Source organism: Bacillus pacificus, assembly GCF_020861345.1.
GTDB classification, from domain to species: Bacteria; Bacillota; Bacilli; order Bacillales; family Bacillaceae_G; genus Bacillus_A; species Bacillus_A pacificus.
In genome coordinates this window covers 2,844,551-2,860,282 of the sequence record NZ_CP086328.1, presented here as the reverse complement: position 1 = coordinate 2,860,282, position 15,732 = coordinate 2,844,551, and the positions used below count along the sequence as shown (strand labels likewise).

Here is a 15,732-nt window from a genome sequence, read left to right as displayed (position 1 = left end):
ATTTATCAAAAAAATATTTGTTGTCTATGTGTGCAGAATGAAAAGAAGTTTTAACAAAACGTATTAAAAATGCTTTCATTATAATGGAATTTGTAGAGCCGATTGTTACATTTGAAGAAACAATGATAAACGTATAAAGAAAGTCAGGATTATGAATTGACCTAATAAAACCGTCTCTTTTATGAACATTAAAGAGACGGTTTTATTGTTTCATTTTTTAGAAAGGGTTCAAAAACAAATGTGAATCAAACTTATACAAACCAATTTAAATAACTGTTACGTATTTAATAAGTAGTTTTTTGTATTTCATCCTTCGTTTTCTGTAACTGATTCCATGTTTTTGACGCTCTGTCTTGTAAGTGCTTACATAACTGAAAACATCTTATACAATGAAGGTGTTAAATCAAAAGAGGTGACCAAAATGAATATAAAAAAACAAGACTTAGCGAAAAGCATTGAAATAGAAAGAGGAGGCGGAAAGGTATGAAAAAATCAGCTGTTAATCCATGGCTTGTTGTCCTTGGTACAGTCATAGTTCAAATGGGACTTGGAACGATATATACATGGAGTTTATTCAATCAGCCTTTAGTTAGTAAATACGGTTGGAGTCTTAACGCGGTTGCGATAACTTTCTCAATTACTAGTCTTTCCTTAGCATTTTCAACTTTATTTGCAAGTAAATTACAAGAAAAATGGGGACTTCGTAAACTTATTATGATAGCTGGACTAGCATTAGGACTAGGATTAGTACTTAGTTCACAAGTTTCTTCGTTAATATTGCTTTATGTACTAGCAGGAGTTGTTGTAGGTTACGCAGATGGTACAGCTTATATTACTTCACTATCTAATTTAATTAAGTGGTTCCCTGAACGTAAAGGTTTAATCTCTGGTATATCTGTAGCTGCATATGGTACAGGTAGCTTAATTTTCAAATATATAAATGCAAAGTTAATCGATTCAGTTGGTGTATCGCAAGCGTTTATATATTGGGGTTTAATTGTTACAGCTATGATTGTCCTTGGAGCTTCTTTAATCCATCAAGCTGCTGATCAAGGTGCAGTTCAGGAAACAAACACTCATGAATATACAATGAAAGAAATGTTAGGCACAAAACAAGTATACTTATTATTCATCATGTTATTTACATCATGTATGAGTGGCTTATACTTAATTGGTATGGTAAAAGACATTGGTGTTCAACTTGTAGGGCTTAGCGCAGCGACAGCAGCTAATGCGGTGGCTATGGTTGCAATATTTAACACATTAGGTCGTATTATTCTAGGACCGTTATCAGATAAAATCGGCCGCTTAAAAATCGTTACGGGTACTTTTGTGGTTATGGCGAGTTCGGTATTAGTTCTAAGTTTCGTAGATTTGAATTACGGTATCTACTTCGTATGTGTAGCAAGTGTAGCGTTTTGCTTTGGTGGAAATATTACTATTTTCCCAGCTATTGTTGGTGATTTCTTCGGTATGAAAAACCATAGTAAGAATTACGGAATTGTGTATCAAGGATTTGGATTTGGAGCGCTTGCAGGTTCCTTTATCGGTGCACTTCTAGGTGGATTCAAACCAACCTTTATGGTGATCGGTGTATTATGTGTCGTGTCATTCATTATCGCAATTTTAATTCAAGCACCTAAACAGAAAAAAGAACAAGAAGAAGAGTATCGCAGTGTAGCATAAGTATATAAATCTTCTATAACACTATAGTTACGAAAAAGCATCCTGTTAAATAGGGTGCTTTTTTTGAGTTATTTTAACAAGGTTAAATTATTTTTTATTTTTTTTTGATATAAAAGTGAGTGAAATGTCCATTTGGATTATATTGGAATATAATAAATCGATACATCATATTCGAAATATGTATTAAATCTTAAATAATAAAGAAAATATGCATTGATGTTTGCAAGATATATTTTCAGAAAAATATTGAGAAAATAAATGCTCGATTTTTTGTTAAGGCTTTGTAACTGAAGGGATCTCCAGTTTATCATCTTCAATTTTTACAAAGAGGAGTAAGAATTAAAGTATTAATGTAAGTATTTATTAATACTTTTAGATGTAATTGTATTGAAAAGAACTAAAGTTTTTGTCTGAAAAATAAAAATAGGTTGACAAGTTTATTGAGAAAGATTATCATTTCGGTGTAAGAACGTTAAATGAAAAACATTATCAATGAATAATATTTTAATGAAAAGTACACTTGACCAATTAGTTTAGTAAGTGTATTATTTTTTACATCGATAATGATAATCATTATCATTTTTTGTTTAATTAGATTGATTTTTAAATGAAAGGATAGAGGAAATGAACTTAGGGGAATTTGATGGGAAAACTGTTTTAGTAACAGGTGCAGCTCAAGGTATAGGTAGTGTTGTTGCCAAAATGTTTTTAGAAAGAGGAGCTACAGTTATTGCGGTTGATCAAAATGAAGAGGGATTAAACGAACTCTTAAATGAAATACATTTGAAAACGTTTTGCTTAGATGTGAGTGATAGTACCGCAGTTGAACAGATGGTAAATGATATTGAAAATGAAATAGCGCCAATAGATATATTAGTAAATGTTGCAGGGGTTTTACGTATGGGAGCGATTCACTCGTTAAGTGATGAAGATTGGAATAAAACGTTTTCTGTAAATTCTACAGGAGTTTTCTATATGTCCCGAGCAGTAAGTAAACATATGATGCAAAGAAAGTCAGGGGCAATTGTTACAGTTGGTTCAAATGCAGCAAATACGCCGAGAATGGAGATGGCTGCATATGCTGCATCAAAAGCTGCTACGACGATGTTTATGAAATGTTTAGGATTAGAACTTGCAGCGTACAACATTCGCTGTAACGTAGTTTCTCCAGGTTCTACTGAAACTGAAATGCAAAGGCTACTATGGGCTGATGAGAATGGAGAAAAAAATATAATTGCTGGTTCTCAAAGTACATATAGACTCGGTATACCGTTACAAAAAATTGCACAGCCTTCAGAAATTGCTGAAGCAGTATTGTTTTTAGCTTCAGATAAAGCTAGTCATATTACAATGCATAATTTATGTGTTGATGGCGGAGCTACATTAGGCGTTTAATAAAAAATTCAGGGGGTTACTATACAATGAAGGAATTTACGGCTGTAAAGGAACTGTCAGAAAAATTACTAGAAGATTATAAGACTGAATCTTCATTCTTTTTCGCTTCACCAACTCGAACGATATTAGCAGAAGGAGAGTTTACTACAGTAAAGCATCATGAAATTGAAAGTTTCCCAGAGCTTGTACAAGCAGTATTATGTAATGCAAAACAAGCCGGAAATCCGAATCCTATCGTTGTCGGTGCTTTGCCATTTGATCATAGAAAAGAAGTCCAACTTATCGTACCAGAATATAGTAGGACTTCTGAGCGATTACAATTGGATACAACAAATCAGCTTGAAATAAATGAGAACTTAACATTCGAAATGACGCCTGTACCAGCGCCTGAAGTGTATATGAATGGTGTGAAGCAAGGAATTGCAAAAATAAAGGGCGGGGATTTAAAAAAAATCGTTCTATCCAGATCGTTAGATGTTAATTCTTCCGAAAAGATTGATAAGCAAAAACTTCTTCGAGAATTAGCAGCGCATAATAAGCACGGATATACATTTGCTGTGAATTTATCGAAAGATGAAAATGAGAATAGTAAGACGTTAATTGGAGCGAGCCCTGAATTACTCGTCTCACGTAATGGTATGCAAGTTATTTCTAATCCGTTAGCTGGTTCAAGGCCACGTAGTGAGGATTCAGTTGAAGATAAGAGAAGAGCAGAGGAATTACTTTCTTCTCCAAAAGATTTACATGAACATGCGGTAGTAGTAGAAGCAGTTGCTGCAGCGCTTCGTCCGTACTGTCATACATTACATGTTCCGGAAAAGCCATCCGTTATTCATAGTGAAGCGATGTGGCATTTATCTACTGAAGTGAAAGGTGAATTAAAGGATCCGAATACTACTTCTTTGGAATTAGCAATTGCTCTTCATCCGACGCCAGCAGTTTGCGGCACACCGATGGAAGAAGCGAGAGAGGCGATTCAAAAAATTGAGCCATTTGACCGTGAATTCTTTACAGGAATGCTAGGGTGGAGTGATTTAAATGGAGACGGTGAATGGATTGTTACAATTCGTTGTGCTGAAGTACAAGAAAATACACTCCGTTTATATGCAGGAGCGGGCGTTGTTGCTGAGTCAAAACCAGAAGATGAATTAGCAGAAACATCAGCTAAGTTCCAAACAATGTTGAAAGCTTTAGGATTAAATGATAGTTCACTTAATGAAAAGTAGGGGGCAGAAAGAATGCTAACAGGTTATACAAAATGGCCAAAAGAATTTGCTGATCGTTATCGAGAGGAAGGCTGTTGGCTTGGGGAAACATTTGGCGTGATGTTAAGAGAGCGAGCTGAAAAATATGGCGATCAAATTGCAGTTGTAAGTGGTAATACGCATATTACGTATAGTGAGCTTGATAAAAAAGTAGATCGATTAGCTTCAGGGCTACTGAATTTAGGAATAAAGCAAGAGGATCGAGTTGTAATCCAGCTACCTAACATTATTGAGTTTTTCGAAGTATGTTTTGCGCTATTTCGAATTGGGGCACTTCCTGTTTTTGCATTACCTTCACATCGAAGCAGTGAAATTAGTTATTTTTGTGAGTTTGGTGAGGCGAGTGTTTACGTTATTTCAGATAAAACTCTCGGTTTTGATTATCGAAAACTAGCAAGAGAAGTGAAAGAGAAAGTGCCAACTTTACAACATGTAATTGTAGTGGGAGAAGAAGAAGAATTTGTGAACATAAGTGATTTATATATAGATCCCGTTCCATTACCAGAAGTTCAGCCAAGTGATGTTGCGTTTCTCCAATTATCAGGGGGGACAACAGGACTTTCTAAATTAATTCCTCGAACGCATGATGATTATATTTATAGTTTACGTGTTAGCGCTGAAATTTGTAATTTAAGTGCAAAGAGTGTCTATATGGCCGTTCTTCCAGTAGCACATAATTACCCGATGAGCTCTCCTGGAACATTTGGAACTTTCTATGCGGGTGGAAAAGTAGTGCTGGCAACTGGAGGTAGTCCAGATGAGGCGTTTGCACTTATTGAAAAAGAAAAAGTTACGATTACTGCTCTCGTACCGCCATTAGCAATGATATGGCTTGATGCTGCATCTTCACGTAATAACGATTTATCGAGTCTAGAGGTGATTCAAGTAGGTGGCGCGAAATTTAGTGCTGAAGTTGCAAAACGTATACGCCCTACATTTGGATGTACATTACAGCAAGTATTCGGTATGGCGGAAGGATTAGTGAACTATACAAGATTAGATGATCCTGAAGAAATTATTATTCATACACAAGGTAGACCAATGTCTGCACTCGATGAAGTACGAGTTGTTGATGAAAATGACAACGATGTAAAACCTGGCGAAGTAGGTAGTTTATTAACAAGAGGGCCATATACAATTCGTGGTTATTATAAAGCAGAAGAGCATAATGCACGATCGTTTACAAAGGATGGATTTTATCGCACAGGAGATCTTGTGAAAGTAAATGAACAAGGTTACATCATTGTAGAAGGAAGAGATAAAGATCAAATTAATCGTGGCGGTGAGAAAGTTGCCGCGGAAGAAGTTGAAAATCATCTATTAGCACATGATGCAGTACATGATGTAGCGATTGTATCTATGCCTGACGATTATTTAGGAGAACGTACTTGTGCATTTGTTATAGCTCGCGGACAAGCTCCGGCAGTAAGTGAATTAAAAATGTTTTTAAGAGAACGCGGTATAGCAGCTTATAAGATTCCAGATCGAATTGAATTTATTGAATCATTCCCGCAAACAGGCGTTGGAAAGATAAGCAAAAAAGAATTACGTAAAGTCATTGCTGAAAAACTTATTACAGTAAAATAATAATAAAAACAGGAAGGAAGTGATTAGATGGCTATCCCATCTATTTCAGTATATAAAATGCCAATTGAATCAGAACTACCAAAAAATAAAGTGAATTGGACACCAGATCCGAAACGTGCAGTACTTTTAATTCATGACATGCAAGAATATTTTCTTGATGCATATAGCGATAAAGAATCACCGAAAGTAGAACTTATTTCAAATATTAAAATGATAAGAGAAAAATGTAAGGAACTTGGTATACCAGTTGTTTATACAGCGCAACCTGGTGGGCAAACGTTAGAACAACGAGGTTTATTACAAGACTTTTGGGGTGACGGTATTCCTGCTGGACCAGATAAAAAGAAAATTATTGATGAACTTACTCCTGATGAGGATGATATATTCTTAACAAAATGGAGATATAGTGCATTTAAAAAGACAAATCTATTAGAAATTTTACATGAACAAGGAAGAGATCAACTCATTATTTGCGGTATTTATGCGCATATTGGCTGCCTTTTAACAGCTTGTGAAGCATTTATGGATGGTATTCAGCCGTTCTTTGTAGCAGATGCAGTTGCTGATTTTTCACTAGAACATCATAAACAAGCATTGGAGTATGCATCTAATAGATGTGCAGTAACGACATCAACAAGCCTATTGTTAAACGATTTACAAAGTGTCAAAGGTGATGAGAGTGAAGGGATCACTATACAGGAAGTGCATGAATTAGTTGCACAATTACTTCGTGAGCCAGTAGAGAGTATTGATATTGATGAGGACTTATTAAATAGAGGGCTTGATTCGGTCAGAATTATGAGTTTAGTAGAGAAGTGGCGTCGTGAAGGGAAAGAAATCACTTTTGCAGATTTAGCAGAACGTCCAACTGTTGCGGGTTGGTACAGTTTACTATCTTCACAAACAGCACAGGTGCTGTAACAAATAGACTACATAATAAAGGGGTAGTAAAGAATGCCTAACAGTCAAAAGATTCGTCATTCGTTATCATCTGCGCAGTCTGGCATGTGGTTTGCGCAACAATTAGATCCACTTAATCCGATTTATAATACTGGGGAATATGTAGAAATAAACGGAAATATGAATCAAGAAATTTTCGAATTAGCAGTACGTAAAGTTGTAATGGAAGCTGAGGCACTTCATGTTCGTTTCGAAGAAGATGAAATTGGCCCATGGCAAGTTATTGAAGAATCACAGTTTCATATGCATTTTATTGACGTTCGTAAAGAAGAAAATCCTGAAGAGGCTGCTAAAGCATGGATGAAAAATGATTTATCTATGCCAGTCGATTTGAAAAAAGATACTTTATTTATTGAAGCACTTATTCAAGTTGAAAATAATCGTTTCTTTTGGTATCAGCGCATCCATCACATTGTGATGGATGGCTATGGATTTTCACTTCTTAGCCAAAAGGTAGCGAATGAGTATACATCACTTATAGAAGAAACAAACAAGAATGAAAAGACATTTGGTTCTCTTGCAAAAGTTGTGCAAGAAGATATGGAGTATCGTGAGTCTAAACAATTTCAGGAAGATCGTGCTTTTTGGTTAGAAAAATTTGCGGATGAACCAGAAGTTGTAAGTTTGGCAGAACGAGCACCGAGAACATCAAATGGATTTTTACGCGAAACAGCTTGTTTATCTAGTTCTAGTACAAAAACTTTACTAGAAGATATCAATATTTCGTTAACAAGTTGGCCGGAATTCATTGTCGCTGTCACAAGTATTTATATGCATAAATTAACAGGTGAAAATGATATTGTTTTAGGTTTACCGATGATGGGGCGTCTAGGTTCTGCATCTATTCATACACCTAGTATGGTAATGAATTTAGTACCACTTCGTCTTACTGTAACTCCAAATATAACTCTCGTAGAATTATTACAGCAAGTTTCTAAAGAAATCCAAGATGTACGTCGCCATCATAAATACCGTCATGAGGAATTAAGAAGAGACTTAAAGTTATTAGGTGAAAATCAAAGATTATTTGGACCGTTAGTGAATGTTATGCCTTTTGATTACGGGCTTAACTTTGGTGGGAATCGTGGTATTACGCATAACTTATCAGCAGGACCTGTGGATGATTTATCGATAAATGTATATAAACGTTTTGATCAAAATGAGCTAATGATTCATTTTGATGCGAATCCGGAAGTATATAATGGTGCGGAGCTAGCATTGCATAAAGAAAGATTTATGCAATTATTAGAATTAATGATAAATGCTTATCAAAAAGACGAGTCGATTGGAAAGATAAATATTACTCTTCCTGAAGAAAATCATAAAGTTTTATTGGAATGGAATGAAACGAAGGAAGACGATGAGTTAATCAGTCTACCTATATCATTTGAAAAACAAGTGCAAAAAACTCCAAATAAACTAGCGATTACTTGTGACGGTGTAAACTTTACGTATAAAGAGCTAAATGAACGAGCGAATGAACTAGCACATTATTTAGTAGAAGAAGGAATACGACCAAATCAGTTTGTAGCTTTAGTATTTCCAAGATCAACGGAAATAGTGGTTAGTATGCTAGCAGTTTTAAAGGCTGGTGCAGCGTATTTACCAATAAATCCAGAATATCCAGCTGAGCGAATAAATTATATAGTAAATGATGCAAAACCAGTTTGTATCATAACACATTCATCTGTTTCATCTAAGTTAGTTATAAAAAATGATATAAAAAAAATTGTATTAGATGATGAAGAAACGAAACTAGCATTACATACATCTTCTCGTATGAATATAGCATGTAAGAATGATGTATCACTTTTAAACTCAGCCTATACAATATATACTTCAGGCTCAACAGGAAACCCAAAAGGTGTAATTGTTCCTATGAGAGGTTTAAGTAACTTTTTAATGGCTATGCAACAAAAGTTTTCGTTACATGAACATGATCATTTATTAGCAGTTACAACATTTGCGTTTGATATTTCTGCTCTAGAAATTTATTTACCTCTTATTAGTGGTGCGAGTTTAACAATTGCGCAAAAGGAAGACATACAAGAGCCTTCTGCATTAACGACACTTTTACATGAAGAAAGAGTGACCATTATGCAGGCTACACCGACGCTTTGGCAGGCGTTAGTAACTGATTATCCAGAGAAGTTACAAGGGCTAAATATACTTGTTGGTGGTGAAGCTCTTCCAGGGCATTTAGCAAATAAATTAAGAGAATTAGGCTGCTCAATAACTAATTTATATGGACCAACTGAAACGACGATTTGGTCTACCTTCATGAACATTGATGAAAGTGAAAAGGGGATACCTCCTATCGGAAAGCCAATTTGCAATACAGAAGTGTATGTATTGGATGCAGGGTTACAACCAGTTCCACCTGGAGTTATTGGTGAATTATATATTGCAGGGGAAGGACTTGCAAGCGGATATTTAGGAAAACCAGAGTTAACAGCTGAACGGTTTGTTGCAAATCCTTATGGAAAACCAGGGCAGCGCATGTACCGTACAGGTGATCTAGTAAAATGGCGCAGTGATGGTGTTTTAGAGTACATGAACCGCGCAGATCATCAAATTAAAATTCGTGGTTTCCGAATTGAATTAGCTGAAATCGAAATGGTAATACAACGACATGAAAATGTTAAGGAAGCAGTGGTTATGGTACGAGAAGATCGTCCAAATGATAAACGAATCATTGCGTATATTGTTGCCAAAGATAAGGAAATGATTAACCTTGCAGAAATTCGTTCTTATGTTTCAGAAAGTTTAGCGAATTATATGGTGCCATCAGCATTTGTATTGCTAGAAGAATTACCATTAACGCCAAATGGTAAGGTTGACAGAAAGAAATTACCTGCTCCTGATTTTAATGGAATGAACAATGAGAGGGTTGCTAGAAATCCGAAAGAAGAAATATTATGTCATTTATTTGCAGAAGTACTTAGTGTTTCTCGCATTAGCATTGATGATAATTTCTTTGAAATGGGTGGACATTCGCTTCTTGCATCGCGTTTAATGGCAAGAATTCGTGAAATGTTAAGTGTCGAATTAGGAATTGGAAAACTATTTGAATCGCCAACTGTTGCTGAATTAGCGAAACAATTGGATCAAGCGAAAACTGCAAGACCAGCGATTAAGAAAGTAAGAAGACCAAATGAAGTTCCACTTTCATTTGCACAACGTAGATTATGGTTCTTGAATTGTTTAGAAGGTCCAAGCCCTACTTATAATATTCCGTTAGTTATACGTTTGTCTGGAAAGTTGAACGAGGAAGCATTACAAGGTGCCTTTTATGATGTAGTCGAGAAACATGAAACACTTAGAACAATTTTCCCTAACGTATTAGGTAGTTCCTACCAGGAAATTTTACATATGGAAAATTTAAATCTAGAAATGATTAAAACAAAAACATGTAAAGGTGAATTAGAAAGTGCACTTGCGGAAGCGGTAAGATATAGCTTTAACCTCGATGTTGAACCAGCAGTTCGTTTGCAACTTTTTACAGTGAGTGAAAACGAACATGTAATACTAATTCTATTGCATCATATTGTAGGGGATGGCTGGTCATTACAACCGTTAACGAGAGATTTTACAGCGGCTTATAAAGCGCGATGTCAAGGTAACAAAGTACAGCTAGAGACACTTCCGGTTCAATACGCAGATTATGCACTTTGGCAACAACAATTGTTAGGGGATGAAACTACACAAGAAAGTCTCATTTCAACACAATTAGATTTTTGGAAGAAAGAGTTAAAGGGATTACCAGATCAATTGGAGTTACCTACAGATTATCAGCGTCCAATGGAAACGAGTTACAGAGGAGAAACCATTCATTTTCATATAGATGCAGGTATGCATAGTAGGTTAGTAGAGCTCGCACGGAAAAACGGAGTTAGTTTGTTTATGGTATTGCAAGCAGGACTAAGTGCGCTATTTACAAGATTAGGTGCAGGTACTGATATACCAATCGGTAGTCCGATTGCTGGAAGAAACGATGATGCACTCTCTGACATAGTCGGTTTATTTGTAAATACGTTAGTGTTACGTACAAATACTTCAGGAGATCCAAGTTTTAAAGAATTATTAAATAGAGTGAAGCAGGCAAATCTTGCAGCTTATGAAAATCAAGATGTTCCATTTGAACGACTCGTTGAAGTGTTAAACCCGGTGCGTACTCGAAATAGTCATCCGCTATTTCAAGTTATGTTAGCTTTCCAAAATACGCCAGAAGCAATCTTTGATGTCCCGGATATAGAAGCGAGCCTTGAAATTCAAAGTGTTGGCTCTGCGAAGTTTGATTTAACATTTGAAATTAGTGAGAGTAACGGGGTTGATGGTACTCCGAACGGTTTACATGGATTACTAGAGTTTAGTACCGATTTATATAAACGTGAAACGGTTCAAAAACTAATAGAACGATTCATTTTGTTATTAGATGATGCGGCGATAAATCCGGATCAATCCATTGGCAGATTAGAAATATTAACTTTAGCAGAGAAAAATGCAGTGTTAGAAAAGTGGAATGGTGGTTTTCAAATTGTACCAGAAATGACATTATTACAATTATTTGAAAAGCAAGTTCATATAAATCCAAATGCTATTGCTGTCGTCTTTGAAAATAAGAAATTAACTTATGAAGAGTTAAATAGAAAAGCAAATAAAATAGCTCGATTCCTAATAGCAAAAGGAATTGGTCCTGATCAACTCGTTGCTTTAGCGGTGCCAAGATCATTAAACATGGTTGTAAGTTTATTAGCTGTTCTTAAAGCTGGTGCTGGATACCTTCCGTTAGATCCAGATTACCCAGCAGACCGTATTTCATTTATGCTACACGATGCGAAACCATCATGTGTTTTAACGAATTCAGAAGTGGAAATTGAATGTAATGAGGCACTAAAAGTTTTAGTTGATAATGTAAAAGTAATAGAAGAAATTGAGAAACATAGTGAAGACAATATTGATGAAATGGAGCGCGTGAAGCCATTAACTCCATCACATATTGCTTACGTTATTTATACATCAGGTTCAACAGGTAGACCGAAAGGTGTTATGATACCTCATCAAAATGTAGTAAGACTTTTAGGAGCAACTGATCATTGGTTCCAGTTTGATGGAAACGATGTGTGGACGATGTTCCATTCATATGCTTTTGATTTCTCGGTTTGGGAAATTTGGGGACCTTTATTATACGGAGGGCGTTTAGTTGTAGTTCCACATACTGTAAGTCGCTCGCCGAAAGAATTTTTACAACTTCTTGTTAAAGAAAAGGTAACTGTTTTAAACCAAACTCCATCAGCGTTCTATCAATTGATGCAAGCAGATCGTGAAAATGAAGAGATTGGCCAAAAATTATCTTTACGATATGTTGTTTTTGGAGGTGAGGCACTTGAGCTAAGTCGATTAGAAGATTGGTATAGTCGACATCCTCATGACGCACCGAAGCTTATTAATATGTACGGTATTACTGAGACGACAGTACATGTTAGTTATATTGAGTTAGACGAAACAATCGTTTCTTTACGAGCAAACAGTTTAATTGGGTGCAGTATACCTGACCTTAAAGTATACGTATTAGATCATTATTTACAACCAGTGCCACCTGGAGTAGTGGGAGAAATGTATGTTGCAGGTGCAGGGCTTGCTCGTGGATATTTAGGAAGGGCAGGTTTAACTGCAGAACGTTTTATTGCAGATCCATTTGGCAAGCCAGGTACAAGAATGTATCGTACTGGAGACTTAGCTCGTTGGCGTCATGATGGGACGCTCGATTATATAGGACGTGCAGATCATCAAATAAAAATTCGCGGATTCCGAATTGAATTAGGAGAAATAGAAGCGGTCATAATGAAACACCCTACAGTTGAGCAAGTAGCAGTTATTGTACGGGAAGATCAACCAGGGGATAAACGATTAGTTTCTTATATCGTCGCATCAAATAATGAAGCGATTGATACGAATGAAATGCGTCTGTTTGCTAGTGGTAGTCTACCAGATTATATGGTTCCATATGCTTTTGTAGTAGTAAATGAGTTGCCTTTAACTCCAAACGGTAAATTAGATAGAAAGGCATTGCCAGTTCCAGAATTTATCGCATCATCTTCTAGTCGTGGACCAAGAACACCGCAAGAAGAACTGTTATGTGACTTGTTTACAGAAGTGCTAAGTGTACCTCAAATTGGAATTGATGACGGATTCTTTGATTTAGGTGGTCATTCACTCCTTGCAGTGCAGCTTATGAGCCGTATTAAAGAAGCGCTTGGGATCGAATTAAATATCGGAACTTTATTTGCAGCACCTACTGTTGCAGGCCTTGCTGAAAGACTTGAAGTGGGAAATGGACAAAGTGCACTCGATGTGTTGCTTCCGTTACGAGCAAGTGGAAACCAATTGCCACTATTTTGTGTACACCCAGCAGGTGGATTAAGTTGGTGCTATGCAGGACTTATGAAATCTTTAGGAACAGATTATCCAATCTACGGCGTGCAAGCACGTGGTATCGCTAAAAATGAAGAACTTCCAAGAAGTTTAGAGGAAATGGCAGCGGATTATTTAAAACACGTTCGTGAAGTACAGCCTCACGGACCATATCGTTTACTCGGTTGGTCGCTCGGAGGAAATGTTGTGCATGCAATGGCAGCGCAACTACAAAATGAAGGGGAAGAAGTAGAATTACTCGTTATGCTAGATTCTTATCCTGGTCACTTCCTACCGAATACGGAAGCGCCTACTGAAGAAGAAGCGTTAATCGCACTACTGGCTCTAGGTGGATATGATCCAGACAACATGGATGGCAAACCACTTACGATGGAAAGTGCGATTGAAATACTTCGTAAAGATGGAAGTGCATTAGCAAGTCTTGAAGAAGAGACCATTTTAAATTTGAAAGAAACATATGTAAATTCGGTAGGATTGTTAGGGAGATACGTACCGAAAGTTTATAACGGAGATATTTTATTCTTTAGATCTACTGTAATACCGGACTGGTTTGATCCTATCTCTCCAAATACGTGGTTAAATTATTTAGACGGACAAATTGTGCAACATGATATTGATTGTAGACATAAAGATTTATGTCAACCAGGGCCACTTACGGAAATTGGACAAGTATTAGCGAAATATTTGCAGAATAAGAAAGGGGTAGGGAGAGTATGACGAATCCATTTGAAAATGATAATTACACATATAAAGTATTAATAAATGAGGAGGGCCAGTATTCTCTCTGGCCTGTCTTTCTTGATGTACCTATTGGGTGGAATGTCGTACATGAAGAAGCTAGCAGGCACGATTGCTTACAATATGTTGAGAATAACTGGAAAGATTTGAATCCAAAAAATAATCAAGCTGACGAAAAAATAATAGTAGGAAAACGATAATGAAAGAAAAAATAAATCCAAAAGTAGTGGTAAGTATCGTATATATAACAGCGATGTTTATGGCTGCTATGGATGCAACGATTGTAAATGTAGCACTACAAACGATAAGTAAGGAACTGCAAGTGCCACCATCTGCTATGGGGACAGTTAATGTTGGATATTTAGTTAGCTTAGCTGTTTTCCTTCCGATTTCTGGTTGGCTAGGAGATCGATTCGGTACGAAAAGAGTATTTCTAACTGCTCTTTTCGTATTTACAACCGCATCTGCGTTATGTGGGATAGCGAACGATATTACTTCATTGAATATTTTTCGTATTATTCAAGGTGCTGGTGGGGGGCTTCTAACACCAGTTGGGATGGCGATGTTATTCCGAACATTTTCACCAGAGGAAAGGCCGAGAATTTCTCGGTTTATTGTGTTGCCAATTGCTGTCGCACCGGCAGTAGGACCAATTATTGGTGGCTTTTTTGTAGATCAAATGTCTTGGCGCTGGGCATTTTATATTAATTTACCATTTGGAATTATGGCGTTACTATTCGGTCTTCTATTTTTAAAAGAGCATATTGAAAAATCAGCTGGTCGCTTTGATTACCTCGGTTTTGTTTTTTCAGCACCAGGGTTTGCGATGCTAATCTATGCGCTCAGTCAAGGACCATCAAGAGGCTGGATTTCTACAGAGGTTATAAGTACTGGAATAGCTGGGATTGTATTTATTACACTGTTTATCATTGTAGAACTTAAAGTAAAGCAACCGATGCTAGATTTACGCTTATTCAAAGAACCAGTCTTTAGAAAAATGAGTCTTATTTCATTGTTTTCTTCAGCTGGTTTACTAGGAATGTTATTTGTTTTTCCGCTTATGTATCAAAATGTAATAGGGGTATCCGCACTGGAATCAGGCCTTACTACATTCCCAGAGGCCATTGGATTAATGATATCGTCACAGATCGTACCATGGTCATATAAGAAATTAGGAGCTCGTAAGGTAATTTCTATAGGGTTAATTTGTACGGCGATTATCTTTATTTTATTAAGTTTTGTAAATCACGATACGAACCCTTGGCAAATACGGGTATTATTGTTTGGCATAGGTATTTTCTTAGGCCAATCAGTTGGAGCAGTTCAATTTTCTGCATTTAACAATATAACGCCGCCTTCTATGGGGAGAGCAACTACTATATTTAATGTGCAAAATCGATTAGGTTCAGCGATAGGAGTTGCTGTTTTAGCTAGTATACTAGCCGGTTTTGGAAATAGCAGTGTACAACATAATACTCATTCAGATTTATTGCCATATCAAGCAGCATTAATTGGATCAGCAATATTTTTACTCGTAGCATTACTATTTTCTTTACGTATTTCTGATAAAGAGGTAATGTCAAAAAAGAAGAAAAAACCGTTACCTGTATTACAAAAAGAGAAAGAAATTGTCAATGAATAAGTTTGGTAATATTATTTTGGAATA

8 protein-coding genes are annotated in these 15,732 nt (G+C 36.3%); all 8 read left to right on the top strand.

Translation table 11 applies throughout. The features are described 5' to 3' along the window. Window positions 1–483: 483 nt before the first annotated feature. The 8 genes from LMD38_RS14985 to LMD38_RS14950 all read left to right on the top strand — a co-directional run bounded on the left by LMD38_RS14985 (window position 484) and on the right by LMD38_RS14950 (window position 15,708). Window positions 484–1,686, top strand: a complete 1,203-nt coding sequence (locus LMD38_RS14985) for an L-lactate MFS transporter (RefSeq protein ID WP_016717433.1) — start codon at window positions 484–486, stop codon at window positions 1,684–1,686. A 624-nt stretch (window positions 1,687–2,310) separates the two neighbouring features. Further along, a complete protein-coding gene (gene dhbA / locus LMD38_RS14980; RefSeq protein ID WP_001048422.1) occupies window positions 2,311–3,081 on the top strand; it encodes a 2,3-dihydro-2,3-dihydroxybenzoate dehydrogenase in 771 nt (256 codons plus the stop codon). Window positions 3,082–3,107: 26 nt separating this feature from the next. Next, window positions 3,108–4,307, top strand: coding sequence for an isochorismate synthase DhbC (dhbC, locus tag LMD38_RS14975; protein WP_016717434.1), 1,200 nt, complete (start codon window positions 3,108–3,110; stop codon window positions 4,305–4,307). Window positions 4,308–4,319: 12 nt separating this feature from the next. After that, entirely contained in the window at window positions 4,320–5,933 is a 1,614-nt protein-coding gene (locus LMD38_RS14970) for a (2,3-dihydroxybenzoyl)adenylate synthase (protein ID WP_061182857.1), read from the top strand. Window positions 5,934–5,960: 27 nt separating this feature from the next. Further along, window positions 5,961–6,854 (top strand): isochorismatase, encoded by an 894-nt coding sequence (locus LMD38_RS14965; RefSeq protein ID WP_016717435.1) that lies wholly within the window; start codon window positions 5,961–5,963, stop codon window positions 6,852–6,854. Window positions 6,855–6,887: 33 nt separating this feature from the next. Continuing rightward, window positions 6,888–14,045, top strand: a complete 7,158-nt coding sequence (locus LMD38_RS14960; protein ID WP_062822465.1) for an amino acid adenylation domain-containing protein — start codon at window positions 6,888–6,890, stop codon at window positions 14,043–14,045. Then, window positions 14,042–14,266, top strand: a complete 225-nt coding sequence (locus LMD38_RS14955) for an MbtH family protein (protein WP_016717437.1) — start codon at window positions 14,042–14,044, stop codon at window positions 14,264–14,266. Before LMD38_RS14960 ends, LMD38_RS14955 begins: the two co-directional genes overlap by 4 nt. Continuing rightward, window positions 14,266–15,708, top strand: coding sequence for an MDR family MFS transporter (locus LMD38_RS14950; protein ID WP_016717438.1), 1,443 nt, complete (start codon window positions 14,266–14,268; stop codon window positions 15,706–15,708). The genes LMD38_RS14955 and LMD38_RS14950 overlap by 1 nt, the downstream gene beginning before the upstream one ends. The last annotated feature ends 24 nt before the right edge of the window (window positions 15,709–15,732 follow it).

Excerpts from the sequence above, each read along its gene's own strand:
- dhbC (WP_016717434.1), top strand. The coding sequence starts at position 3,108 with ATGAAGGAATTTACGGCTGTAAAGGAACTGTCAGAAAAATTACTAGAA.
- LMD38_RS14950 (WP_016717438.1), top strand. The coding sequence starts at position 14,266 with ATGAAAGAAAAAATAAATCCAAAAGTAGTGGTAAGTATCGTATATATA.
- LMD38_RS14965 (WP_016717435.1), top strand. The coding sequence starts at position 5,961 with ATGGCTATCCCATCTATTTCAGTATATAAAATGCCAATTGAATCAGAA.
- LMD38_RS14955 (WP_016717437.1), top strand. The coding sequence starts at position 14,042 with ATGACGAATCCATTTGAAAATGATAATTACACATATAAAGTATTAATA.
- LMD38_RS14985 (WP_016717433.1), top strand. The coding sequence starts at position 484 with ATGAAAAAATCAGCTGTTAATCCATGGCTTGTTGTCCTTGGTACAGTC.
- LMD38_RS14960 (WP_062822465.1), top strand. The coding sequence starts at position 6,888 with ATGCCTAACAGTCAAAAGATTCGTCATTCGTTATCATCTGCGCAGTCT.
- LMD38_RS14970 (WP_061182857.1), top strand. The coding sequence starts at position 4,320 with ATGCTAACAGGTTATACAAAATGGCCAAAAGAATTTGCTGATCGTTAT.
- dhbA (WP_001048422.1), top strand. The coding sequence starts at position 2,311 with ATGAACTTAGGGGAATTTGATGGGAAAACTGTTTTAGTAACAGGTGCA.